This is a genomic window from Candidatus Pseudomonas auctus (assembly GCF_048654275.1).
Classification (GTDB): Bacteria; Pseudomonadota; Gammaproteobacteria; order Pseudomonadales; family Pseudomonadaceae; genus Aquipseudomonas; species Aquipseudomonas pharyngis.
Genome location: NZ_JBJYZK010000017.1, coordinates 36983 through 60117 on the forward strand (window position 1 = coordinate 36983; position 23135 = coordinate 60117).

General features: G+C 60.2%; 22 protein-coding genes. 13 read left to right on the plus strand and 9 right to left on the minus strand.

The window, feature by feature from the left end:
- Window positions 1–206 precede the first annotated feature (206 nt).
- Window positions 207–1670, plus strand: a complete 1464-nt coding sequence (locus ACKUG4_RS24970) for a glyceraldehyde-3-phosphate dehydrogenase (RefSeq protein WP_039772791.1) — start codon at window positions 207–209, stop codon at window positions 1668–1670.
- 65 nt (window positions 1671–1735) lie between these two features.
- Here ACKUG4_RS24970 and ACKUG4_RS24975 read toward each other — a convergent pair whose 3' ends face one another.
- Window positions 1736–3028 (minus strand): MFS transporter, encoded by a 1293-nt coding sequence (locus ACKUG4_RS24975; protein ID WP_085649299.1) that lies wholly within the window; start codon window positions 3026–3028, stop codon window positions 1736–1738.
- Between the two features lie 53 nt (window positions 3029–3081).
- Here ACKUG4_RS24975 and ACKUG4_RS24980 point away from each other — a divergent pair, with 53 nt between their 5' ends.
- Window positions 3082–4131 (plus strand): FAD:protein FMN transferase, encoded by a 1050-nt coding sequence (locus ACKUG4_RS24980; RefSeq protein ID WP_445435049.1) that lies wholly within the window; start codon window positions 3082–3084, stop codon window positions 4129–4131.
- Window positions 4132–4328: 197 nt separating this feature from the next.
- Entirely contained in the window at window positions 4329–5723 is a 1395-nt protein-coding gene (sthA, locus tag ACKUG4_RS24985; RefSeq protein WP_007953019.1) for a Si-specific NAD(P)(+) transhydrogenase, read from the plus strand.
- A 42-nt stretch (window positions 5724–5765) separates the two neighbouring features.
- On the opposite strand, the gene ACKUG4_RS24990 is transcribed toward sthA, so the two are convergent.
- Together ACKUG4_RS24990 and ACKUG4_RS24995 are read right to left on the minus strand one after the other, a co-directional pair.
- Window positions 5766–6488, minus strand: coding sequence for a glycerophosphodiester phosphodiesterase (locus tag ACKUG4_RS24990; protein ID WP_064381085.1), 723 nt, complete (start codon window positions 6486–6488; stop codon window positions 5766–5768).
- A 14-nt stretch (window positions 6489–6502) separates the two neighbouring features.
- Window positions 6503–7084, minus strand: a complete 582-nt coding sequence (locus ACKUG4_RS24995) for a PilZ domain-containing protein (protein ID WP_039772787.1) — start codon at window positions 7082–7084, stop codon at window positions 6503–6505.
- 94 nt (window positions 7085–7178) lie between these two features.
- On the opposite strand from ACKUG4_RS24995, the gene ACKUG4_RS25000 reads away from it, so the two are divergent.
- The 3 genes from ACKUG4_RS25000 to ACKUG4_RS25010 all read left to right on the plus strand — a co-directional run bounded on the left by ACKUG4_RS25000 (window position 7179) and on the right by ACKUG4_RS25010 (window position 10428).
- Complete coding sequence (locus tag ACKUG4_RS25000; protein ID WP_039772786.1) at window positions 7179–8429, plus strand: lipoprotein-releasing ABC transporter permease subunit; 1251 nt, start codon at window positions 7179–7181, stop codon at window positions 8427–8429.
- Window positions 8430–8436: 7 nt separating this feature from the next.
- On the plus strand, window positions 8437–9120 hold the full coding sequence (lolD, locus tag ACKUG4_RS25005; RefSeq protein WP_162831788.1) for a lipoprotein-releasing ABC transporter ATP-binding protein LolD: 684 nt from the start codon (window positions 8437–8439) through the stop codon (window positions 9118–9120).
- 63 nt (window positions 9121–9183) lie between these two features.
- Complete coding sequence (locus ACKUG4_RS25010; RefSeq protein ID WP_064598104.1) at window positions 9184–10428, plus strand: lipoprotein-releasing ABC transporter permease subunit; 1245 nt, start codon at window positions 9184–9186, stop codon at window positions 10426–10428.
- Here the strand turns inward: ACKUG4_RS25010 and ACKUG4_RS25015 are convergent.
- Both ACKUG4_RS25015 and ACKUG4_RS25020 read right to left on the minus strand, forming a co-directional pair.
- Window positions 10419–11798, minus strand: a complete 1380-nt coding sequence (locus ACKUG4_RS25015) for a heavy metal sensor histidine kinase (RefSeq protein ID WP_445435050.1) — start codon at window positions 11796–11798, stop codon at window positions 10419–10421. The genes ACKUG4_RS25010 and ACKUG4_RS25015 overlap by 10 nt on opposite strands.
- On the minus strand, window positions 11798–12478 hold the full coding sequence (locus ACKUG4_RS25020; RefSeq protein WP_445435051.1) for a heavy metal response regulator transcription factor: 681 nt from the start codon (window positions 12476–12478) through the stop codon (window positions 11798–11800). Before ACKUG4_RS25020 ends, ACKUG4_RS25015 begins: the two co-directional genes overlap by 1 nt.
- A 154-nt stretch (window positions 12479–12632) precedes the next feature.
- Between ACKUG4_RS25020 and copI the strand changes: the two genes are divergently transcribed.
- A complete protein-coding gene (gene copI / locus ACKUG4_RS25025; protein ID WP_445435052.1) occupies window positions 12633–13166 on the plus strand; it encodes a copper-resistant cuproprotein CopI in 534 nt (177 codons plus the stop codon).
- Window positions 13167–13227: 61 nt separating this feature from the next.
- The gene (gene queF / locus ACKUG4_RS25030) at window positions 13228–14058 is read left to right on the plus strand and encodes an NADPH-dependent 7-cyano-7-deazaguanine reductase QueF (protein WP_085649295.1); all 831 of its coding nucleotides are present in this window, start codon (window positions 13228–13230) and stop codon (window positions 14056–14058) included.
- 64 nt (window positions 14059–14122) lie between these two features.
- Here the strand turns inward: queF and ACKUG4_RS25035 are convergent, their stop codons facing one another.
- Window positions 14123–14386 (minus strand): DUF4404 family protein, encoded by a 264-nt coding sequence (locus tag ACKUG4_RS25035; RefSeq protein ID WP_007951611.1) that lies wholly within the window; start codon window positions 14384–14386, stop codon window positions 14123–14125.
- 108 nt (window positions 14387–14494) lie between these two features.
- Window positions 14495–15115 carry an HAD superfamily inactivated hydrolase PcrP gene (gene pcrP / locus ACKUG4_RS25040; protein ID WP_445435053.1) on the minus strand — a complete coding sequence of 207 codons (621 nt, stop codon included), beginning with the start codon at window positions 15113–15115 and terminating at the stop codon, window positions 14495–14497.
- Window positions 15116–15300: 185 nt separating this feature from the next.
- Between pcrP and ACKUG4_RS25045 the strand changes: the two genes are divergently transcribed.
- The 3 genes from ACKUG4_RS25045 (at window position 15301) to rssC (ending at window position 17976) form a co-directional block, all read left to right on the plus strand.
- Window positions 15301–15990 carry an MlaA family lipoprotein gene (locus ACKUG4_RS25045; protein WP_011335174.1) on the plus strand — a complete coding sequence of 230 codons (690 nt, stop codon included), beginning with the start codon at window positions 15301–15303 and terminating at the stop codon, window positions 15988–15990.
- Between the two features lie 322 nt (window positions 15991–16312).
- On the plus strand, window positions 16313–17494 hold the full coding sequence (gene rssB / locus ACKUG4_RS25050) for a two-component system response regulator RssB (protein WP_041475374.1): 1182 nt from the start codon (window positions 16313–16315) through the stop codon (window positions 17492–17494).
- Window positions 17494–17976 carry an anti-sigma factor antagonist RssC gene (gene rssC / locus ACKUG4_RS25055; protein WP_003226553.1) on the plus strand — a complete coding sequence of 161 codons (483 nt, stop codon included), beginning with the start codon at window positions 17494–17496 and terminating at the stop codon, window positions 17974–17976. The genes rssB and rssC overlap by 1 nt, the downstream gene beginning before the upstream one ends.
- Window positions 17977–18049: 73 nt before the next feature.
- Here the strand turns inward: rssC and tal are convergent, their stop codons facing one another.
- Together tal and ACKUG4_RS25065 are read right to left on the minus strand one after the other, a co-directional pair.
- Window positions 18050–18976, minus strand: coding sequence for a transaldolase (tal, locus tag ACKUG4_RS25060; RefSeq protein WP_039772777.1), 927 nt, complete (start codon window positions 18974–18976; stop codon window positions 18050–18052).
- 187 nt (window positions 18977–19163) lie between these two features.
- A complete protein-coding gene (locus ACKUG4_RS25065; protein ID WP_445435054.1) occupies window positions 19164–20105 on the minus strand; it encodes a glycosyl hydrolase family 5 in 942 nt (313 codons plus the stop codon).
- A gap of 290 nt (window positions 20106–20395) precedes the next feature.
- Here ACKUG4_RS25065 and ACKUG4_RS25070 point away from each other — a divergent pair, with 290 nt between their 5' ends.
- Window positions 20396–20836, plus strand: a complete 441-nt coding sequence (locus ACKUG4_RS25070; protein ID WP_445435055.1) for a low molecular weight protein-tyrosine-phosphatase — start codon at window positions 20396–20398, stop codon at window positions 20834–20836.
- 38 nt (window positions 20837–20874) lie between these two features.
- Complete coding sequence (locus ACKUG4_RS25075; RefSeq protein WP_445435056.1) at window positions 20875–23097, plus strand: polysaccharide biosynthesis tyrosine autokinase; 2223 nt, start codon at window positions 20875–20877, stop codon at window positions 23095–23097.
- Window positions 23098–23135: the final 38 nt, after the last annotated feature.

Genomic DNA, 23135 nt, shown 5'->3' on the forward strand with positions numbered 1-23135 from the left:
GTGCCAAAAATCGGTGGTGTTACGGAGGGTTACAGACATCGTCTAACAGTCGTCGAAAAACTGACTGCGCTGGAAGCCCCGTATTTACTGGGCTGGCGGAGGGCGTTATTTTTTTGAACGGATTTTTGTTACCGATTGCGCGACAGGCGCGCATTGCTACAAGAGATTCTCGGCGGCATAATGTAGCCCCTTTTTTCTGCCCCTACATGTGGAAGGTTACCGTGACTCAGAAGCCCGACCAGTGTCTTGGTGAATGGATCGACCGTGAAGCACTCGCAGAAGCGATGATTCCGCTTATCGGTCAGCTCTACCGCAACAACAACGTGGTGAGCTCGATCTATGGCCGCAGCCTGATCAACCAGTCTGTCATCGCGATTCTCAAAGCTCACCGCTTTGCTCGCCACCGTTCTGCCGACGACAGCGAACTCTCCGTCCACGAAACATTCCCACTGCTCAAGGCCATGAGCGAGCTCAAGCTCGGCGCGGCCTCGGTAGATCTGGGCAAGCTGGCGTACAAATTCCGTAACGAAGGCAACGGCCGCACCGCCGAGCAGTTCGTGCGTGAAGAAATGGCTGACGTGGTTGGCCAGCAAAACGCTTCGGCCCGCAAAGGCACCGACGTTGTGCTGTACGGCTTCGGTCGTATCGGCCGTCTGCTGGCGCGTATCCTGATCGAGAAAACCGGTGGCGGCGACGGCCTGCGTCTGCGTGCCATCGTGGTGCGCAAGGGCGCCGAAAACGACCTGACCAAACGCGCCAGCCTGCTGCGTCGCGATTCGGTACACGGTTCGTTCAACGGCACCATCACCATCGACGAAGAAAACAACACCATCACCGCCAACGGCAACCTGATCCAGGTTATCTACGCGAAGAACCCTACCGAAGTGGATTACACCCAGTACGGCATCAAAGATGCGCTGCTGGTGGACAACACCGGTGTATGGCGTGATGCCGATGGCCTGGGTCAGCACCTCGCGTGCCCGGGTATCGACCGCGTTGTTCTGACCGCGCCTGGCAAGGGCAAGCTGAAGAACATCGTTCACGGTATCAACCACAACGAAATCACGGCTGACGACAAGATCGTGTCCGCTGCTTCCTGCACCACCAACGCCATCGTGCCGGTGCTGAAAGCCGTGAATGACAAGTTCGGCATCATCAACGGTCACGTCGAAACCGTTCACTCGTACACCAACGACCAGAACCTGATCGACAACTTCCACAAGGGCGATCGCCGTGGCCGTAGCGCTGCGCTGAACATGGTGATCACCGAGACCGGTGCCGCCACCGCTGCAGCCAAGGCCCTGCCTGAGCTGGCCGGCAAGCTGACCGGTAACGCGATCCGCGTTCCGACGCCGAACGTGTCCATGGCCATTCTCAACCTGAACCTTGAGAAAGCCGCCTCCCGTGAAGAGATGAACGAGTACCTGCGCTACATGGCGCTGCACTCCGATCTGCACAAGCAAATCGACTTCGTCAATTCGCAGGAAGTGGTTTCGACCGACTTCGTTGGCTCGCGCCACGCCGGTGTGGTCGACGCTGAAGCGACCATCGTTCAGGACAACCGCGTTGTTCTGTACGTCTGGTACGACAACGAGTTCGGCTACAGCTGCCAGGTGGTTCGCGTGATGGAAGACATGGCCGGGGTAAACCCGCCAGCGTTCCCGCGCTAAGCCTTAGCTGCAATTGAAAACGCCCCGACTCTGGTCGGGGCGTTTTTGTTTGCGCGCGATTTGCCTTAGCGGGGGATGGCGGCTTGGGCCGTGCGCAGTTCGTGCCTGTTGCCACGGAACAGCACCAGCGTGGCGATCAGGCCCAATACGGCTGCGCCACTGAGCCAGATTCCCGGTGCCGCCTTGTTGTCCAGCACATGAATCAGATAAGTGCAGGCCGCCGGGGTAAAGCCACCAAAGGTGGCGGTCGCCAGGCTGTAGGCCAGCGAGAAGCCAGTCGTACGAACTTCTACCGGCATGATTTCGGTGAGTGCCACCACCATTGCCCCGTTGTACGAGCCGTACAGGAAGGACAGCCACAGCTCGACGATCAACAAATGGCTGAAGCTCGGATTCGCCACTAGCCACGACAGCGCCGGGTAAGCGGTCAGGATCGCCAGAATCGTCGCCGCCAGCAGTAGGGGTTTACGCCCGACCTTGTCAGACACCGCGCCCATCACCGGCAACCAGAAGAAGTTCGACAGACCGATGCACACGGTCACCAGCAACGCATCGAAGTCCGACAGGTGCAGTTCCGCCTTGCCGAACGTCGGTGTGTAGGCCGTGATCAGGTAGAACGACACCGTGGTCATGACCACCAGCGCCATGCCAGCGATGACGATGCCAAAGTTCTGACCGATCGAACGGATGATTTCCTGCAGGGTAGGGCGATGTTTGCGCGCCTGGAACTCCGGGGTTTCCTCCAGCGAGCGGCGGATGACGAAAATCACCGGGACGATCATGCAGCCGATCAGGAACGGCACGCGCCAGCCCCATTCGCCCATCTGTTCCGGGCTCAGCCAATGGTTGAGGCCGACACCGAGCAGGCCGGCGAACACCACGGCCGCTTGCTGGCTGGCGGACTGCCAGCTGACGAAAAAGCCCTTGCGACCCGGTGTGGCGATTTCCGCCAGGTACACCGACACACCGCCTAATTCGACGCCAGCCGAGAAGCCTTGCAGCAAACGGCCGAACAGCACGATCAGCGGCGCGGCAACCCCAAGGGTAGCGTAGCCCGGCACACAGGCAATCAGCACGGTGCCGGCCGCCATCATGGCCAGCGTGATGATCAGGCCTTGGCGCCGGCCGTGTCGGTCGATGTAGGCACCGAGAAAAATCGCCCCCAACGGACGCATCAGGAAGCCGGCGCCGAAAGTGGCCAGGGAAAGCATGAGGGACGCGAAGGCGCTGTCGGTAGGGAAGAAGGTCTTGGCAATGGCCGTGGCATAGAAGCCGTAGACCATAAAGTCGAACATCTCGAGAAAGTTGCCGCTGACAACGCGAAAAATCGCCTTGCCTTTGCCGGTCGTGGAAGACATGGGTAGGTACTCGCTCTAAATCTTGTAAGAAAGCGTTGCGCTCGTAGCCCATAATGGCCGGCGCGGTTTTGCGGGGAGATGAAGAATTGTTAACTGGACGCTGGGTGATTCTCGTGCTGCTGACCGGGTTTTTGTCCAGCTGCGGCAACGGTGATTCCCTGGAGACTTTCGGCGGCCCGACGATGGGCAGCACCTATTCGATCAAGTACGTGCGCCACGCCAATCTGCCTGCGCCGCAGGAGGTGCGTGTCGAAGTGGAAAAAATCCTCGCGGATGTCGACCGGCAGATGTCGACTTACCGCGCAGACTCCGACATCTCGCGCTTCAATGCATTGCCGGCGGATCGCTGTCAGATCATGTCCGCACCGATCCTTGAATTGATCCGCGTGGGCGAGCAGCTGTCGCAACAAAGCGAAGGCTCCTACGACCTCACCGTCGAACCGCTGATGAATGTGTGGGGTTTCGGCCCGCAAGGCCGTGAAGAAAAAGTCCCGAATGCGGCAGCGCTGGCCGAAGTACGACAGCGGGTCGGTCATCAGCACCTGCGCATCGACGGTGACCGTTTGTGCAAGGACGCGGCGGTCGAGGTGGATTTCAACAGCATCGCCGCCGGTTACGCGGTCGACACCATTGCCGCGCGGCTCCAGGCTCTGGGCATACATGATTACCTGGCCGAAGCCACCGGCGAGCTCAAGGCATCCGGCAGGAAGCCCGACGGTTCGCCATGGCGCATCGCACTGGAAGAGCCGCGCGACGATCAGCAGGTCGCCGAGCGTGTCATCAATGTCGATGGCTATGGCCTGTCCACGTCCGGTGACTACCGCAACTATTTTCAGCAGGATGGTCGGCGCTATTCCCACACCTTCGATGCCCGGACTGGTGCGCCGGTCCTACATGACTTGGCGTCGGTCACGGTGATTCATCCTTCAGCGCTGATGGCCGATGGACTATCGACGCTGTTGCTGATTCTCGGCCCTGAAAGGGCCTGGGACTATGCCGAAAAACACGACATTGGTGCATTCTTTGTGATTCGTGCCGATACAGGTTTCGTCACACGCACCAGTCACGCGTTCGAACGGCTCAGTGGCGCAAAAGTTGACTGAGAACAGTACGAAAGCTGGCGTTGTAGTGCATGCAAAAGTAGCCTACGACGCGACCAAGGGTTAATGTGCGCGGCGTTGACGCTTCTATAGACTGTGTCCGGGTTTTCTACTGGCCCCCAATTGTTCCTTCGCGCCGTCGTTCGGCGTGATTTAGCCGCCGGTGCTGCTGGCACCGCGGCCTGTTCTGAGGAGTACGCATGGCTGTCTACAACTACGACGTGGTGGTGCTGGGTTCCGGCCCGGCGGGAGAAGGCGCGGCAATGAACGCCGCCAAAGCAGGGCGCAAGGTGGCGATGGTCGACAGCCGTCGCCAGGTCGGCGGCAACTGCACCCACCTGGGCACCATCCCGTCCAAGGCCCTGCGTCACTCGGTGCGGCAGATCATGCAGTTCAACACCAACCCGATGTTCCGTGCGATCGGCGAGCCGCGCTGGTTCTCCTTCCCGGACGTGTTGAAAAGCGCCGAGAAAGTCATTTCCAAACAAGTCGCTTCGCGTACCGGCTACTACGCCCGTAACCGCGTCGACGTATTCTTCGGCACCGGCAGCTTCGCCGACGAGCAAACCATCGAAGTGGTCTGCGCCAACGGCGTGGTCGAGAAACTGGTGGCCAAGCACATCATCATCGCCACCGGTTCGCGTCCTTATCGCCCGGCGGACATCGATTTCCACCACCCGCGTATCTACGATAGCGACACCATCCTCAGCCTCGGCCACACCCCGCGCAAACTGATCGTTTACGGCGCCGGCGTGATCGGCTGTGAATACGCCTCGATCTTCAGCGGTCTGGGCGTGCTGGTCGAGCTGGTAGACAACCGCGGCCAGTTGCTGAGCTTCCTCGACTCGGAAATCTCTCAGGCGTTGAGCTATCACTTCAGCAACAACAACATCACTGTGCGTCACAACGAAGAATATGACCGCGTCGAAGGCGTGGACAACGGCGTGATTCTGCACCTGAAGTCCGGCAAGAAGATCAAGGCCGACGCCTTGCTCTGGTGCAACGGTCGTACCGGTAACACCGACCAGTTGGGTCTGGAAAACATCGGGGTCAAGGTCAACAGTCGTGGCCAGATCGAAGTCGACGAGAACTACCGCACCTGCGTGCAGAACATCTACGGCGCCGGTGACGTGATCGGCTGGCCGAGCCTGGCCAGTGCCGCCCACGACCAGGGTCGTTCGGCCGCTGGCAGCATCGTCGACAATGGCAGCTGGCGTTTCGTGAATGACGTGCCGACCGGCATCTACACCATTCCGGAGATCAGCTCGATCGGCAAGAACGAGCAGGAACTGACCCAGGCCAAAGTGCCGTACGAAGTGGGCAAGGCGTTCTTCAAGAGCATGGCGCGGGCACAGATCGCCGGCGAGCCGCAAGGCATGCTGAAGATCCTGTTCCACCGTGAAACCCTCGAAGTGTTGGGCGTTCACTGCTTCGGTTATCAGGCGTCGGAGATCGTGCACATCGGTCAGGCGATCATGAACCAGCCGGGCGAACTGAATACCCTGAAGTACTTCGTCAACACGACGTTCAACTACCCGACCATGGCCGAAGCCTATCGGGTAGCGGCGTACGACGGCCTCAACCGGCTTTTTTGACGGGCTCCGGCCGGTGGCCTGAGCCGGCCGGGGAGACCGATTTCAGCCATTCCCGAGGGTGGCAGTGGCCAAACCGGGAAAGTCTGTAATCAGGCTGTCAACGCCGAAGTCGGCGAGTCTGCGCATCAGCGCAGGCTCGTTGACGGTCCACACCGACACATGCAGCCCCTGACGCTGCGCCTTTTGCAGGCGTTCCGGCGTACACAGCGTCCAGTTCAACGCCAGAATCTCGCAACCGTAACTCTGTGCGACCTTCAACGGGTCGAGCCAGGCGTATTCGGCCACCAGGCCGCGCGATACGTCGGGCACCAGATCCAGCGCAGCCTTCAAGACTTCCCGCGAACTCGAGGTGATTGTCACCTTGTCGAGCAGCCCGTGTCTGACTGCCATTTCACGGATCGCCAGCACGGTGGTCGCGGCGCGGGTGCGAGAAGCGCTTTTGACTTCCAGCTGCCAGTGCTCGAAATCACACTTTTCGAACAGTTCTTCCAGCGTTGGAATCGGGCATGGCTTGATCCAGCCCGGACCGCCCTTGCGCGCGTCGTAGGTCACCAGCTCGGCGGCGGTGTGCTCGACTACCTTGCCGCGCCGGTCGGTGGTGCGCTTGAGGGTCGGGTCGTGGATGACCATCAGCTCGCCGTCCTTGGACAGGTGCAGGTCCAGCTCGCAACGGCGAACGCCGTGCTTGAGACATTCCTGAAAACTGCTCAGGGTGTTTTCCGGTGCTTCGCCCTTGGCGCCGCGGTGGCCGTAGATAAGGGTCACAGTTCTTCCTTAATTTAGATGCCTGATTCGTTCTGTTCGCGGGCCAGACGTCGTTCCTGGGCCTGCTTCTGCAAGATATAGCGGGCGAGCAACTGGCGCTGGGCGTCGGTCAGGTGTTCGAACTCGGTGCCGACGTCGTAGCCGTCGCCCTTGCGGTCGCAATGGGTCACGCGGGCGCGCAGCAGCAGGCCAAGCGCCTGGGGCATCAGAACCAGTTTCACCGACAGGTGCGCGCCGGTGGCGATCGGGGTAGGGTGCTGAAAGTCGATGCCGCCCTCGGAGATGATCACCGGTTGCGGCTCGCCGATATGGCCGAGCACGGTCAGGGCGACCACCTGGCTGAGCAGGTCGATGCGTTTGTTCTGGGATTTCAGGAACGCCGCGATGGCGCGGTCGCGTTCACTGATCTGGCGCAGCAGGTGCTGCGACTCGAATTCGCTCAGGTGCAGTTCGCTGAGCAGGTTGAACAGTGGAGAAGCATCCTGCAACACTTCCTGGCCTGCGGCTTCGGGAGCGGACAGGGGCCGAATTTCCAGTGCGATCGTGTCCTCGATACGGTAGTATTCGCGGCGATCTTCTTCATCTAATGTCGACATGGCGAACCCATGGTAGCGGCGGTGGTCTGAGTGTAAAGCTGGTTATCGACCCCCGCCACAAGGACGTTCCTTTTCCCTCCGAACAAGCCCCGACATGTTCAGACCTCTCTTCGTATTTATCGGCACGCGTTATACCCGTGCAAAGCGTCGCAATCATTTTGTGTCATTCATTTCCCTGACTTCGATGATCGGGCTCGCCCTTGGCGTGGTCGTGATGATCGTGGTGCTGTCGGTAATGAACGGCTTCGATCATGAGATGCGCACCCGCGTGCTGGGCATGGTGCCCCACGCGACCATCGAGTCCGGTGAAGCCATCAACGACTGGCCGAGCCTGGCCGCCAAGGTCAAGCAGAACCCGCAGGTGGCGGCCGTCGCGCCGTTCACCCAGATGCAGGGGTTGCTGACCAACAACGGCCAGGTCTCCAAGGTGTTGCTCAATGCCATCGACCCGGCGCTGGAGCGCAACGTCTCGATCATCGACAACTTCATGAAGCAGGGCAAACTCGACGATCTGACGCCGGGCAGCTTCGGCATCGTGATTGGCGACAAGGCCGCGACCAAGCTCGGCGTGGGCCTCGGTGACAAGATCACCTTCGTCGCGCCGGAGGTCAGTGTGACCCCGGCCGGGATGTTCCCGCGCATGAAGCGCTTCACCGTGGTCGGCATCTTTCATGTCGGCGCCGGTGAACTGGACGGCTATCTGGGCGTGACCAACCTGCAGGATCTGGCGAAGATGCATCGCTGGAAGCCTGATCAGGTGCAGGGCCTGCGCCTGAAGTTCGACGATCTGTTCCAGGCCCCGCGTGAGGCGTGGAACATCGCCCAACGCCTCGGCGAAGACCGTTACTACGCCCGCGACTGGACCCGTACCCACGGCAACCTGTATCAGGCGATCCGCATGGAAAAAGCCATGATCGGCCTGCTGTTGCTGCTGATCGTCGCGGTGGCCGCGTTCAACATCATTTCCACGCTGGTGATGGTGGTGAATGACAAGAAGGGCGATATCGCCATTCTGCGCACACTGGGCGCTACGCCGGGCACGATCATGCGCACGTTCATGGTGCAGGGCACGGTGATCGGCGTGGTCGGCACGGCCATCGGCGCCGTGGTCGGGATCTTCGCCGCGCTCAACGTCAGCGCCGCGATTTCGGCCCTCGAAGGCGTGATCGGACACAAATTCCTCAACGCCGATGTGTATTTCATCGATTACCTGCCGTCGCAGGTGCAGAGCCAGGACGTGGTCATGGTCTGCGCCGCTGCGTTGGTCCTGAGTTTCCTCGCCACCCTGTATCCAGCCTGGCGTGCCGCGCGCACCCAGCCGGCGGAGGCGCTACGTTATGAGTGAGTCGGGCATGAGTGAAAAAGCAATCTTGAGCTGCCGCAACCTGGGTAAATCCTACGAGGAAGGCCCGGAGTCGGTGGAAGTGCTGGCCAACCTGCAACTGGAACTGCATCCGGGTGAGCGGGTGGCGATCGTCGGCAAGTCCGGTTCGGGCAAAAGTACCTTGCTCAACCTGCTGGGCGGTCTCGATACGCCGACCAAGGGCGGAGTCTGGCTCGACGGTGAAGAACTGTCGGCGCTGAGCGAGAAGAAGCGTGGCCTGCTGCGTAACCGCGCCCTCGGGTTCGTGTACCAGTTCCACCACTTGCTGCCGGAGTTCACCGCGCTGGAAAACGTCTGCATGCCGCTGCTGATCGGCAAGACCGCGATCCCGGAAGCACGTCAGCGTGCCACGGCGTTGCTGGAACGGGTCGGCCTGGGTCATCGCCTGGAGCACAAACCGGCAGAGCTGTCCGGTGGCGAACGCCAGCGCGTGGCCATCGCCCGGGCGCTGGTGAACAATCCAGGGCTGGTGATGCTCGACGAGCCGACCGGCAACCTCGACTCCCATACCGCCGAAGGCATTCAGGATCTGATGCTGGAACTCAGCACTTCGATGCGCACGGCGTTTCTGGTGGTGACTCACGACATGAACCTGGCTCGCCAGATGGACCGCGTCCTGCAACTGCAGGAAGGTTGCCTGACCCCCATCTGACGGCTTGAAACCCGATGCCTGAAAAGGCGTCGGGTCTTTTATTTTTATACGGTGCCCCAGCGAATGTTCAGACCGTTATCGATCTTTATCGGCACGCGCTATACCCGCGCCAAGCGCCGCAATCGCTTTGTTTCGTTCATCTCGATGACCTCGATGATCGGCCTCGCCCTCGGCGTGCTGGCAATGATCGTGGTGCTGTCGGTGATGAACGGCTTCCAGCGCGAAATGAGCTCGCGCATCCTCGGCATGGTGCCTCACGCGACCATCGTCGGCGTCAAGCCGATCGACGACTGGCAGCCAGTGGCCGCCGCCGCGATGAAGAACCCGGAAGTGACCGCCGCCGTGCCGTTCACCGAGATGGAAGGCATGCTGTCCTACAAGGGCATGATGCAGCCGATCCAGATCAGCGGCGTCGACCCGGCTCAGGAAGGCAAGGTGTCGATCGTTGCCCAACACATTGTTCAGGGTCGTCTCGATGCCTTGAAACCGGGTGAGTTCGGCGTAGTGCTGGGCGAAATCACCGCTCGGCGTTTTCGCCTCAACGTCGGCGACAAGATCACCCTGATCGTGCCGGAAGTCAGCACCGCACCGGGCGGCATCACTCCGCGCATGCAGCGCTTGAACGTGGTCGGCGTGTTCAAGGTCGGTGCCGAACTCGACGGTTCCATGGGCCTGATCCACGTCTCCGACGCCGCGACCATGCAGCACTGGGAGCCGAATCAGGTGCAGAGCGTGCGTCTGGCGGTGAAGGATCTGTACGCTGCGCCGAAGGTTTCATCGGACATTGCCACCGGCCTCGGCACCGACTTCAAGGCTGACGACTGGACCCATACCCAGGGCAGTCTGTTCAGCGCGATGAAGATGGAAAAAACCATGATCGGCCTGTTGCTGCTGATGATCGTCGCGGTGGCGGCGTTCAACATCATTGCGACACTGATCATGGTGGTGAACGACAAGGGCGCGGACATCGCGATCCTGCGCACCATCGGCGCCACGCCACGGCAGATCATGGCGATCTTCATGGTTCAGGGCACGGTGATCGGCATCGTCGGCACCATCATTGGTGGCGTGCTGGGCGTGATTGCGGCGCTGAACGTCAGTGAAATGGTGGGCTGGGTCGAGCGGGTGACCGGGCAGCACATCTTCAGTTCGGACGTGTACTTCGTCAGCAACCTGCCATCGGAATTGCAGGGCGGCGACGTGCTGCTGATCTGCTCGGCGGGCTTCATCCTCAGCTTCCTGGCCACGGTTTACCCGGCATGGCGGGCGGCGAAGATCGAACCGGCGCACGCGTTGCGCTATTCGTAAGTTCCCCCATTGAGGCCGGCATTGCCGGCCTCAATCCTTTTCGGCAACTCAATCACAAACCGCGTCCAGCCCTGAGCCGATTCGCAATGAATCTGCCCGCCATGAGCGCGGATGATCGACTGAGTAATCGCCAGCCCCAATCCCGCATGCTCGCTGCTGCCTTCCTGGCGCGCCGGATCCGCCCGGTAGAACCGGTCAAACAAACGCGGCAACAACTCCGCAGAAATCCCCTCGCCACTGTTCTCCACCGTCACGCTCAAGGATTTCTCCTGCTCGGCCACCCGCACGTGCACCTCGCCGTTAACAGGAGTAAAGCGCAACGCGTTATCCAGCAGATTCGATAGCGCCCGGCGCAACATCGCGCGATCCCCCTCAAGCTGCCCCGCACCGTCACGGCTCAGGCTGACCTGAGCGTCTTCAGCCAGCGGCGCAAAAAACTCCAGCAACGCATCGGCTTCTTCCGCCAGCTCCAGCGGTTCACGCTTGGGCACCAGCAAACCGTGGTCAGCCTTGGCCAGATAAAGCATGTCGTTGACCAGTTGCGCCATCCATTGCAGCTCTTCAAGGTTGCTGTGCAATGCCTCGCGATAGTCTTCGAGGGGGCGAGGGCGGGTCAGGGTGACCTGGGTGTGGGTCAGCAGATTGGAAAGTGGTGTGCGTAGCTCATGGGCGATGTCGGCGGAGAACGCTGACAGTCGCTGAAAAGAGTCATCGAGGCGTCCGAGCATGGCGTTGAAGCTGTGGGCCAATTCCGCGAGCTCTGCAGGCATCCGCGCTTCCGGCAGTCGGGCATTCAGCGATTGCGCCGAAATCCCACGGGCCACGGCACTCATGCGGCGTAGCGGACGAAGACCGCTGCGGGCAGCCCAAGCACCGAGCAGCGCGGTGGCCAGCGCCGAGAGGCCGACGGTCAGCCAGATCAGATGCTGCATGCGTTGCAGGAAGTGCTGGTGGTGGGTGATGTCCAGCAGCAAGGTCAACTGCGGTGAATCGGGTTTTCCCGGTTCAAGCGCGGCGTTGAGCAGGCGATAGTCGGTGCCGTTGTCGTTGATGGTGGCCAGACCGGGTTGCTGCGGCAGGTTAGCGGGGGTATGCAACGAGCGCCCAAACCAGCGCTGGCCCTCAGGGCCGCTGACGCGCAACGTGATATCGCCCTGTTGGCTCAACTCATCGGTGATGTGCGCGGCGTCGCTGCCACTCAGCAGCGTCTGACGTACGCCGAGCAGTTTTCCTTCGAGCAGTTGCTGGTCGAGCTCGACGAAGTGGCCCTCGCTGGCTCGATTGAAAACCACCCCGGCGACTAGCGAAACCACGGCGGTGCAGCCGGCGAACAACAGCGCCAGCCGGCCGCTCAAGGACAGTCGGCGCATCAGTCGGTACGCTCTTCAAGGACGTAACCCATGCCGCGAACGGTGTGAATCAGCTTGCTGGGGAAGTCGTCGTCGATCTTCAGGCGCAGTCGGCGAATCGCTACTTCGATGACGTTGGTGTCGCTGTCGAAGTTCATGTCCCAGACCTGTGAGGCGATCAGCGATTTGGGCAGTACTTCGCCCTGGCGGCGCAGGAGCATTTCCAGCAGGGCAAACTCCTTGGCGGTGAGGTCGATGCGTTGGCCGCTGCGTTCGACCCGGCGGCGGATCAGGTCCAGGCTCAAATCGGCCAGGCGCAGGCTGGTTTCCTGAGGTGTGGAACTGCCGCGGCGCAATAGGCTGCGCACCCGGGCCAGTAATTCGGAGAAGGCGAACGGTTTGACCAGATAATCGTCGGCGCCCAGTTCGAGACCATGCACACGGTCTTCAACGGTGTCCTTTGCGGTCAAAAACAGGATCGGCGTTTCCAGACCGGCGCTGCGCACCGCTTGCAGGATTTGCCAGCCATTGCGTCCGGGCAGCATCACGTCGAGGATCAGCAGCGCATAGTCGCCACTCAACGCCAATTGCTGGCCGGTGGTGCCGTCGGCCACCAGTTCGGTGTTGAAACCGGCCTCGGTCAGGCCCTGGCGCAGGTACTGGCCGGTTTTGGGTTGGTCTTCGACGATCAACAGTTTCATGGGCAACTCGGGTAGCGGGAACGAGGACGTTATACCGTGGGCGAACGCGGCGGGCGCCAACCTGACAAAGTTGTAATCTGCCTGTCAGGTCGCTGCCAGCGCAGGCGGGCTAGAGTTTCCCACAGGCTGAACCTTGAATTGTTGGAGTACGACTATGTTTTTGCGTAATCGCCTGGCCCTTGCCGCGTGTCTGCTGGCGCTCAATTCGCCGCTGTGGGCAGCGCCGGCGCACACCTATGACTTCGGCCAGCCGGCCCCGGCGGCCAAGGCCACCCGCAGCATTGAAGTGGTGATGGGCGACATGAGCTTCGATCCGAAGGCGATCGAGATCAAGGCCGGGGAGACCGTTCGTTTTGTGCTGGTGAATAAAGGCCGGTTGCTGCATGAATTCAACCTCGGCGACGCGGCGATGCATGCAAAACATCAGCAGGAAATGTTGCAGATGCAGCAAAGCGGCATGCTGACGCCGACCGGCATGAAGGAAATGTCCCACGACATGGCGGGCATGGATCACGGCTCGATTGGGCATGGCATGAAGCACGACGACCCCAACAGCGTGCTGGTGGAGCCGGGCAAGACCGCCGAACTGACCTGGACCTTCAGCAAAGCGGTGAACCTGGAATTTGCCTGCAACATTCCCGGGCATTACCAGGCCGGAATGGTCGGCAAACTGACTGTCAGTCAGTAAGCACTCAAAGGCGGGAGCAAAGGCTGGTAGAATCCGCTGATTCTTCAGTCAGGTTTCCGCCATGCATCCCGCAGCCGAACATTCGCCGCTGGGCAAATCCAGCGAATACATCGCCACGTACACGCCGTCATTGCTGTTCCCGATCCCGCGCACTGCGAAATGGGCCGAGCTGGGCCTGACCGCCGAAACCCTGCCGTACAAAGGCGTGGATTTCTGGAACTGCTTCGAACTGTCGTGGCTGCTGCCGTCGGGCAAACCGGTGGTGGCGATCGGTGAATTCAGCATTCCGGCGGATTCGCCGAACATCATCGAATCCAAGTCGTTCAAGCTGTACCTGAACTCGCTGAACCAGACGCCGTTCGCCGACATGGCGAGCCTCGAAGCGACGCTGGTCAAGGACTTGTCCGCTGCTGCCGGCAAGCCGGTGGGCGTGCGGGTTCGCAGCCTGAAAGACGTCGAAGCTGAAGGCGTTGTGGCGCTGCCGGGCGTGTGCATCGACGATCTGGATATCAGCGTCAGCAACTACGAACACCCGCGTCCTGAACTGCTGCGCTGCGACGATTCGCGCGTGGTGGAGGAGAGCGTGCACAGTCATCTGCTCAAATCGAACTGCCCGGTGACCAGTCAGCCGGACTGGGGCAGCGTGGTGGTGGAATACCGTGGCGCGGCGCTGGATCACGCCAGCCTGCTGGAATACATCGTCAGCTTCCGCCAGCACTCGGACTTCCACGAACAATGCGTGGAGCGGATCTTCCTCGACCTGCAGCGCCTGCTGAAACCGGAAAAACTCACGGTGTTTGCGCGTTACGTACGCCGGGGTGGGCTGGACATCAACCCGTACCGCAGCACTGAAAGCGTGCAACTGCCGAACCATCGTCTGGTTCGTCAGTAACCCGCCTCGCGGACATGAAAAAGCCCTGCCAGTGATGGCAGGGCTTTTTTGCATTCGCGGGGTCTCAGATGCCCATGCTGTGCAGGGTAGTAGCAATGTTGCGCAAAGTACCGGCGATGGTTGGATGTTCGAGTTCAAAGCGTTCGACCGCCAGGTTCACACCATCGGCGATACTGTTTTCCTGAGTGGACTGTTCCAGTTTTATCTCGGATTCGATCTGCGCCATCAGGTCGTGCAGATGTTCGCGCTCTTCTTCGGTGAGCGGCGGAGTCTGATCCAGTTGCTCGCGCAGGGCATTGAGCTGTTTCTGCAGTTCTTGAGCGGGCATGGTTGTTTCCTTTTATCGAGAGGCACTGGCATAGACCGCAGCCGCGCGCCAAAGGTCTATGGCTCTCCTTAAGACTAATCCACTCTTGTCCAACCTGCATGATCCCGGTCAGGGCTTTTCACCTTTGAAGCGACGCAGGTTGATGTCCGCGAGGCAAGTGTCGAGCTCGCCCAGATGATCGATCACCGAGTGCACGCCGAGGCTGAACAGTTGCACGGTTGCCTTGCCGCGCAGTTGTTCGCGTTCCTTCTGGCTCAGGGCCTGCCATTCGCTCGGCGCCAGGCCGCAAAGTGAACCGCAGGACGCCAGGCCAATGGTCCACAACCCGGCATTGAGGCCCGATTGCAGCAGGCGCGGTTCGCCGCTGACCAGTACGCAACCGTCGAGGCGATCGACATTCAAGCCCATCAACGCTTGCCAGCAGGCGTTGGGCGCCGGCCAAGGATTGATTGTTGCCGAATATTGCGATGGTTTGATCCAGTCTGGCAGCGCCGATGCCAGTACCTGAGTGCTCGCGGTGGACAACTCATCCAGCCAGGCGCAGGGAATTTGCTGGCGCTGCAGGCTGCGCAGGCTGTCGAGGGCGCCGAGTGTGACGTCGGCGTGTTCCGGGCCGACGCTGGTTTGATGACGGGCGCGGGCGCCGAAGTCCACCAGACAGCCGCTGAGTCCGAACAGCACGGCGGTCAGCGTCGGTGCCGCGAGGGGCAAGGCTTCGGCTTGAGGCATGGAAAACGTCCCTGAAATAGCGATCAGGCTAAGCGTCAGCGGTGACAGTTACGTGACAGGTGAATGACGAAGCGTCCTACAGCGGGTTTCACCGGGGAACTGCCTAAAGCGCCGTTTCCGTCTTATACTGACGCACTAATCGCCGCGGCCCAGGTGCTGCGTCCGTACTATCCAAGGAGTTTTCTATGCGCTGGAGCCATCCTCTTGCTCAGCTTTGTGTATGTGCCAGCGTAATGCTGGTGCCGTTCGCCGCTCAGGCCGCAACGGAAGAAGATCCTTGGGAAAGCGTCAACCGTCCGATTTTCCAGTTCAACGATTTCGTTGACACCTATGCGCTGAAGCCGCTGGCGCAGGGTTACGAATTTGTTACTCCGCAATTCCTGGAAGACGGCATCCACAACATGTTCCGCAACGTCGGTGATGTCACCAACCTGGCGAACAATATTCTTCAGGCTAAACCTGCTGCGGCGGGCGTCGACACCGCGCGCCTGATCTTCAACACCACGTTCGGCCTGCTCGGATTCTTCGACGTCGGCACCAAAATGGGCCTGAACCGCAGCGACGAAGACTTCGGCCAGACCCTCGGCTACTGGGGCGTCGGCAGCGGTCCTTACGTGATGCTGCCGCTGATGGGCCCGAGCACGCTGCGTGACGCGCCGTCCAAGTACGTCGACAGCTTCACCGGCCCGTATCGCTACATCAACGACGTGCCGGTGCGTAACTCGATTTTCGGCCTGAACATCGTCGACACCCGCGCCAGCCTGTTGTCCAGCGAGAAGCTGATCAGCGGCGACAAGTACACCTTCATCCGCAACGCCTACCTGCAGAACCGCGAGTTCAAGGTCAAGGACGGGCAGGTTGAAGACGATTTCTGATCTCGATTGATCGGTATGAAAGGGCGACCGCGAGGTCGCCTTTTTTGTGGGCGCGTCCAATGATTGGGTTACGGTTGAAGCCGTTCTTATAACTGCGAGTGATTTGACAAACAAAGTCTCCAAGCGACCATCGGCGCATGCTTGAAACGCTCGAAGGATGGGAGTACCGTCTGCGCCTTAGAAGGGCACCTCTGGTGCAACCGTGTGCGGCGCGAATGCTCCGAAGCGGTGCAGCAGAGAGGCTAGAAAGCGAATCCAGTAGTCTGCGCCGGGCCGTTGCCCCGCCTGCTACGCCAACCTAATTCTGGCGCCGTTTGCCCACATGCCAAAAACCAGTGCCACGCTGCTGATAATCGATGATGACGAAGTAGTGCGCGCGAGCCTCGCGGCCTATTTGGAAGACAGTGGTTTCAGCGTCTTGCAGGCCAGTAACGGCCAGCAGGGTCTTCAGGTATTCGAGCAAGACACGCCCGACTTGGTCATCTGCGATCTGCGCATGCCGCAGATGGGCGGTCTCGAACTCATCCGTCAGGTCACTGAGCGGTCGCCGCAGACACCGGTGATCGTGGTGTCGGGCGCCGGCGTGATGAACGATGCGGTCGAGGCCCTGCGCCTGGGCGCGGCGGATTATCTGATCAAGCCTCTCGAAGATCTGGCCGTGCTCGAGCACTCCGTGCGCCGGGCCCTGGATCGTGCGCGTCTGCTGCTGGAAAACCAGCGTTACCGCGAGAAACTGGAAAAGGCCAACCGCGAACTCGAAGCCAGCCTGAACCTGCTCCAGGAAGACCAGAACGCCGGTCGCCAGGTGCAGATGAACATGCTGCCGGAAAGTCCGTGGGCCATCGACGAATTCAGGTTCGCGCACCAGATCATCCCGTCGCTGTACCTGTCGGGTGATTTTGTCGACTACTTCCGGGTCGACGAGCGCCGGGTGGCGTTCTACCTGGCGGACGTGTCCGGTCATGGCGCCTCTTCGGCGTTCGTCACCGTGCTGCTGAAGTTCATGACCACGCGCTTGTTGTTCGAATCCAAGCGCAACGGCACGCTGCCGGAATTCAAGCCTTCGGAAGTCCTCGGTCATATCAACCGGGGGCTGATCAGTTGTAAGCTGGGTAAACACGTCACAATGGTCGGTGGAGTCATCGACGAGGAGACCGGTTTGTTGACCTATAGCATCGGCGGCCATCTGCCGTTGCCTGTGTTGTACACGCCTGACAGTGTTCGCTACCTCGAGGGGCGCGGTCTGCCGGTGGGGCTTTTCAATGAGGCCACCTACGAAGACCACGTGCTCGAGCTGCCACCGACGTTCAGCCTGACGCTGATGTCTGATGGCATTCTGGATCTTTTGCCAGAGCCCACACTCAAAGAGAAAGAAGCCGCTTTGCCGCAAAAGGTGAAGTCGGCGGGCGGCAGCCTGGATGGTCTGCGGCAGGTTTTTGGATTGGCCACGCTAGGGGAGATGCCGGATGATATCGCCCTGTTGGTGTTGAGCAGGAATCTTTGATGAGTACCGGTAGAATCCAGTTCGCCGAGCAGGACGGCACCTTCGTCCTGAAGTTCGTCGGTGAAGTTCGCCTGACCCTGTGTTCGGCGTTGGATGCGACTATTGAAAAAATCTTCACCGCGCTGAATTTCAACGCGATCGTGATCGATTTGACCGAAACCCGCAGCATCGACAGCACCACGTTGGGCCTGCTGGCCAAACTGTCGATCCTGTCGCGGCAGAAGGTCGGCCTGCTGCCGACCGTGGTCACCACCCACGAGGACATCACCCGTCTGTTGCAGTCGATGGGTTTCGAGCAGGTGTTCAATATCGTCAACCATCCCGTGCCGTGCCCGGAATGCCTTGATGACCTGCCGGATCAGGATCAGTCGGAAGAGGTGGTGCGGATCAAGGTGCTCGAAGCGCACAAGATCCTCATGGGCCTGAACGACTCCAACCGCGAAGCCTTCCATGACCTGGTGAATGCCCTCGAACGGCACTGATCAGCCAGGCCGCGAGGCACAAAAAAGGGCGAACCTGTGAGGGTTCGCCCTTTTTGCGTTTGCGCTCGGCTGATTACAGCTTGGCTTGCAGCAGCGCCTCGAGTTTTTCCTGGTCGCGGGCAAACTGACGGATGCCTTCGGCCAGTTTCTCGGTGGCCATCGCGTCTTCGTTGGACAACCAGCGGAATTGCGCTTCGTTGAGGCTCAGGCGCGCTTCGCCAGCATGGCCCGGAGCGAGTTTGCGTTCCAGCTTGCCGGTGTCGGCCGCCAGTTTCTCGATCAGGTCCGGGCTGATGGTCAGGCGGTCGCAGCCGGCCAGTTGCTCGATCTGACTCAGATTGCGGAAGCTCGCGCCCATGACCACGGTCTTGTAGTCATTGGCCTTGTAGTAGTTGTAGATGCGCGTCACGGACTGCACGCCCGGATCGTCGGCACCGGTGTAGTCGTTGCCGTTGGCCTTCTTGTACCAGTCGTAGATGCGGCCCACGAACGGCGAGATCAGAAAGACGCCGGCATCGGCGCAGGCAGCGGCCTGAGCGAAGGAGAACAGCAGGGTCAGGTTGGTCTGGATGCCTTCCTTTTCCAGGATCTCGGCGGCGCGGATGCCTTCCCAGGTCGAGGCGATCTTGATCAGCACGCGGTCACGGCCGACGCCGGCCTTGTCGTACAGCTCGATCAGGCGGTGGGCCCGTTTGAGCACCGCGTCCTTGTCGAACGACAGGCGTGCATCCACTTCAGTGGAAATACGGCCCGGGATCACTTTGAGGATTTCCTGACCGACTGCGACGCCGAAACGGTCGCTGGCCAGGCCGACATCGCCCTTGCAGTCGCCGACGCTGGCGTTCAGCAGTTCGGCGTAGGCCGGGATGGCCGCTGCCTTGAGCAGCAGGGAAGGGTTGGTGGTGGCGTCGACCGGTTTGACCCGGGCAATCGCTTCGAAGTCGCCGGTGTCGGCCACGACGGTGGTGAACTGTTTGAGTTGTTCCAGCTTGGAAGTCATGAGCGTGCTCTGTCCTATGGGTCTGGTGACATTACCCGAGCACCGACAGCCACTCAAGGGCATGTCGGCGTATCGAGCGCCCCGGCGGCAACAACCTGAAAACGGCTGTTTGAAAGGCGGGGCGCGTATCGATCAATACGATGCCAAAAAGAACCACAGGTTCAAAGCAACTGACCCGCTGTACCGCTTAATCGGCGTTCAAATGCGTCGAGACCGCCGTCTGTGCCGGTTTCGGCTGGCCGTCGGAGGTCAGCAGGCCGAAATTCTTCTCCCGGTCGTTGCTGCCCGACTCGCTGTTCTTCCATTCGTAAATCGACGTCAGCGGAATGTTGAGTTTTTTAACATCGGCGATGAACGCAGCGATTTTACTGGCTTGCCCTTCCGGCCCGCCGTTGGAGGCGAGCGCCGAGACGCCCCATTCACTGATAACGCCCGGCAGATGGAAGTTTTGCTGGATGAAGGTCTGCGCGTTACTGATCTGCGTCGCGGTCATGCCGTAGGGGTGATAGGAAATGGCGTCCAGGCACTCAGGATAAGTGCCGAGGATGCTGTTGAGGGCCACGGTCGAGGCGGAGCCGGCCGTCGGCGGACGGGCAAAACCGAAGCCCACCAGAGGCGTCGTTTGCGGTTTGCCCTGCAGCGTCTTGCACATGGCCGTCATGAACGGCACGAAGGTGTTCTTGAAGTCTCCAGTGGGCCAGTAGGTGTCGAGGTCCGGCTCATTCCAGATTTCGATCCCCACCAGTTGCGCGCTCCAGGCTTGCTCAAGCCCGCTCACCGCGTTGGCAAAGGCTTCACCGGCGGTCGTCAGATCACCGGTCAACGGTTTGGTGGCGCGAACGGTCATCAAGACCGGCAACCCGGCGGACCGCGCCGTCGCAAACGCATCGCTGATCTGTTTCTGGTAGGCCTTGCCGCCGAGGCTGTCGCTCCAGACGCCGAAGCGCACAAAGCTGAATCCGGCCGCTTTGATCTGCTCGGCGTCCGCCGGGGTGAAGTTCTGGATCTTGACCTGAACGCCAATGGTTCGGGTGGGCAATGACGGGAACAGCGTACTGGCGTGAACCTGTGCGGTAGCACTGAGCATCAACAGGGTGGCACCAAGATGTTTGAGATGTGCTGATTTCATGTCGGCTCTCCTGATGAGAATGACATCTAGCGAAGGGTTATCTCGTTACACAGGTTTCGAGGGCAATAAGGATGCTAAGTGCACGAATGTTATTTTTTGTCGGAAAACTTTCGCCTGAAAATCACAGTTATTTTTAGTCCGGTAATTCTGGTTGGGGGACTTTTAGAGGCCGTGGTACTTAATGCATCGGTATTAAGGGTGAATCTATTTCCGAGTGAAGGAAGGTCTTGCGGGTTCATTCGAATTTGCAAGGCATGTTGGCCGATTGACATTACACGGGAAAGTAAACCTTGTTCAAAAAGATTCTTGTCGTTTGCGTAGGCAATATCTGCCGAAGTCCGACAGCGGAACTTCTGTTGCGCAATGCACTGACACCCTCGGCGATCAGCGTGGCCTCCGCAGGCCTTTCTGCGCGGGTCGGCGAGGGCATGGAGTCGACCGCGCGCCAGGTGCTGGAAGACCGCGGGCACAGTGCCGAAGGGTTCAAGGCGCGGCAACTGACAGCGGACATCGTCAATGAATCAGACCTGATTCTGGTGATGGAAAAACAACATGTTAATCAAGTACTGAAGATTGCCTCTCACGCCAGGGGCAAAGTGTTTCTGCTGGGCAAGTGGCAGAGCGAACGAGAAATACAGGACCCGTATCGTCAGGGGCAGGCCGCTTTTATTCATGCCCATGCATTGATTGAAGATGCTGTTAGCTCATGGGCGCAACGCCTGGCGCGTTGATGAATATTCTTCAGTTCAGTGAATGGTAAGAAAGACTTATGCAGTTACCGTCAGTAATAGGCACCCGCGACAACGATCAAGACAGTATTGATCTTCTCGGCATCTTCGGCAGCCTGATCGATCAGAAATGGTTGATCGGTGCGTTCACCGGCGCGTTCATGATGACCGGTGTGGCCTATGCGATTTTGGCCACGCCGGTGTACCTGGCCAACGCGCTGGTGCAGGTCGAACCGAAAAAGAACGACATGCTCGGTTTTTCCGACCTCAACAGCATGCTCGGCGGGCAATCGCCGTCGGTGACCGAAATCGGCATCATCAAATCCCGCGCGGTGATCGGCAAAACGGTCGACGATCTGCGCCTGGACATCGACGTCACCCCCAACACCTTCCCGCTGATCGGCGGCTTTCTTTCCCGGCGCTATCGCGGTGAGACCGAACTCAGCGTCGCGCCGCCGCGTTTCGGCCTGAGCAGCTACGCGTGGGGCGGTGAACGCCTGGAGTTTGCCAAGCTCAATCTGCCCAAGGAACTGCTGGGCAAGAAACTCACCCTGATTGCCGGCGAACAACATCGCTTTCAGCTGTTGGACGACAACGACAACCTGCTGGTCGACGGCGTGGCGGGCGAAGCCTTCGCGCAGGACGGCGTAGAAGGGCAGGTCGCGCAACTGTTGGCCAATCCCGGAACCCGTTTCGAAGTGGTGCGCTACCCACGAATCGTGACCATCCAGGGTTATCAGGACGCGCTGGACATCTCCGAGCAAGGCAAGGAGTCCGGCATCATCCGCCTGGCCTTGGCCAGCAGTGACGCCGCCGAAGCGGTGAAGATCCTCAACAAGATCGCCGCGCTGTACGTCGATCAGAACGTGCGCCGCACCTCCGCCGAAGCGGCGCAAAGCCTGGCCTTCCTGCAAAGCCAGTTGCCGCAGGTCAAGCGTGATCTGGCCAAGGCCAGCGATGCGCTCAACGCCTACCAGACCCACGGCAAGACCGTGAACATCTCCATGGAAACCCAATCGGTGCTCGGCCAGTCCGTGGCGCTCGAAACGCGGATTTCCGAGCTGAAACTGCAACAGGCGGAGATGGATCGCAAGTTCACCAAACAGCACCCGGCCTACCGCGCGCTGATGACCCAGATTGGCGAATTGACCCAGCAACAGCGCTCGCTGGAAGGCAAGGTTCAGGACCTGCCAGCCACGCAGCAGGAACTGCTCAATCTGACCCGCGATGTCGAAGTCGCCTCGCAGATCTACACCCAGTTGCTGAACAAATCCCAGGAGCTGGACATCGTTCGCGCGGGCGCTGTGGGTAACGTGCGTCTGGTGGATACGGCGGATGTCGACCTGACCAGCCCGGTCAAACCGAAAAAAGCCCTGATCGTGTTGATCGCCACCTTCCTCGGCGCCTTCGTCGGCGTGGCGTTGGTGCTGTTGCGCAAATCCCTGAGCAAGGGTCTGGAAGGGCCGGAAGGCATCGAGCAGCTCGGCTTGCCGGTCTACGCGTCGATTCCCTACAGCGCTCTGCAACAGGAAGAGGACAGCAAAAAAGTCCGGGCCAAAGTCGCGGCGGACACGCCGGCGTATCTGCTGGCCCTGCGCAACCCGACGGACCTGTCCATCGAATCGATCCGCAGCCTGCGCACCTGCCTGCACTTCGCGGCGCTGGATTCGACCAACAACCGCATCATGATTTCCGGCCCGAGCCCGCAGGTCGGCAAGACCTTCGTCTCTTCCAACCTCGCGGCGGTCATGGCGCAGAGCGGACAGCGCGTGGTGCTGATCGACGCCGACATGCGCAAGGGGCATCTGCACAAGACGCTGAACACGCCGATCACCAACGGCTTGTCCGATCTGCTGGTCAAGCGCTGCACCCTCGAACAGGCGATCAACAAGGTCGAAGTCGACAACCTGCACTTCATCAGCCGTGGCCAGGTCCCGCCCAACCCTTCCGAGCTGTTGATGCACGCCAATTTCCGCGACCTGCTGGCGCAACTCAGCGAGCGCTATGACGTGGTGATCATCGACACGCCACCGCTGCTGGCCGTGACCGATGCGGCGATTGTCGGTCGCGAAGCCGGCATCAGCCTGATCGTCGCGCGGTTCGGGGTAAACCCTGCCAAGGAAATCGAAATGACGATCCGGCGTTTCGCCCAGAACGGTATCGAGTTGAAAGGCGCGGTGTTCAACGGCGTCGAGAAGCGCGCGGCCAGCTATTACGGCAACGGCAGCTATTACAACTACGAATACGCGTCCGACCAGTCCTGAAATTCAGCGACGGTTCTTACAGGCATGAAAGTGGGTGA

Excerpts from the sequence above, each read along its gene's own strand:
- ACKUG4_RS24970 (WP_039772791.1), top strand. The coding sequence starts at position 207 with ATGTGGAAGGTTACCGTGACTCAGAAGCCCGACCAGTGTCTTGGTGAA.
- ACKUG4_RS24975 (WP_085649299.1), bottom strand. The coding sequence starts at position 3,028 with ATGTCTTCCACGACCGGCAAAGGCAAGGCGATTTTTCGCGTTGTCAGC.
- ACKUG4_RS24980 (WP_445435049.1), top strand. The coding sequence starts at position 3,082 with ATGGCCGGCGCGGTTTTGCGGGGAGATGAAGAATTGTTAACTGGACGC.
- sthA (WP_007953019.1), top strand. The coding sequence starts at position 4,329 with ATGGCTGTCTACAACTACGACGTGGTGGTGCTGGGTTCCGGCCCGGCG.
- ACKUG4_RS24995 (WP_039772787.1), bottom strand. The coding sequence starts at position 7,084 with ATGTCGACATTAGATGAAGAAGATCGCCGCGAATACTACCGTATCGAG.
- ACKUG4_RS25000 (WP_039772786.1), top strand. The coding sequence starts at position 7,179 with ATGTTCAGACCTCTCTTCGTATTTATCGGCACGCGTTATACCCGTGCA.
- lolD (WP_162831788.1), top strand. The coding sequence starts at position 8,437 with ATGAGTGAAAAAGCAATCTTGAGCTGCCGCAACCTGGGTAAATCCTAC.
- ACKUG4_RS25010 (WP_064598104.1), top strand. The coding sequence starts at position 9,184 with ATGTTCAGACCGTTATCGATCTTTATCGGCACGCGCTATACCCGCGCC.
- ACKUG4_RS25015 (WP_445435050.1), bottom strand. The coding sequence starts at position 11,798 with ATGCGCCGACTGTCCTTGAGCGGCCGGCTGGCGCTGTTGTTCGCCGGC.
- ACKUG4_RS25020 (WP_445435051.1), bottom strand. The coding sequence starts at position 12,478 with ATGAAACTGTTGATCGTCGAAGACCAACCCAAAACCGGCCAGTACCTG.
- copI (WP_445435052.1), top strand. The coding sequence starts at position 12,633 with ATGTTTTTGCGTAATCGCCTGGCCCTTGCCGCGTGTCTGCTGGCGCTC.
- queF (WP_085649295.1), top strand. The coding sequence starts at position 13,228 with ATGCATCCCGCAGCCGAACATTCGCCGCTGGGCAAATCCAGCGAATAC.
- ACKUG4_RS25035 (WP_007951611.1), bottom strand. The coding sequence starts at position 14,386 with ATGCCCGCTCAAGAACTGCAGAAACAGCTCAATGCCCTGCGCGAGCAA.
- pcrP (WP_445435053.1), bottom strand. The coding sequence starts at position 15,115 with ATGCCTCAAGCCGAAGCCTTGCCCCTCGCGGCACCGACGCTGACCGCC.
- ACKUG4_RS25045 (WP_011335174.1), top strand. The coding sequence starts at position 15,301 with ATGCGCTGGAGCCATCCTCTTGCTCAGCTTTGTGTATGTGCCAGCGTA.
- rssB (WP_041475374.1), top strand. The coding sequence starts at position 16,313 with ATGCCAAAAACCAGTGCCACGCTGCTGATAATCGATGATGACGAAGTA.
- rssC (WP_003226553.1), top strand. The coding sequence starts at position 17,494 with ATGAGTACCGGTAGAATCCAGTTCGCCGAGCAGGACGGCACCTTCGTC.
- tal (WP_039772777.1), bottom strand. The coding sequence starts at position 18,976 with ATGACTTCCAAGCTGGAACAACTCAAACAGTTCACCACCGTCGTGGCC.
- ACKUG4_RS25065 (WP_445435054.1), bottom strand. The coding sequence starts at position 20,105 with ATGAAATCAGCACATCTCAAACATCTTGGTGCCACCCTGTTGATGCTC.
- ACKUG4_RS25075 (WP_445435056.1), top strand. The coding sequence starts at position 20,875 with ATGCAGTTACCGTCAGTAATAGGCACCCGCGACAACGATCAAGACAGT.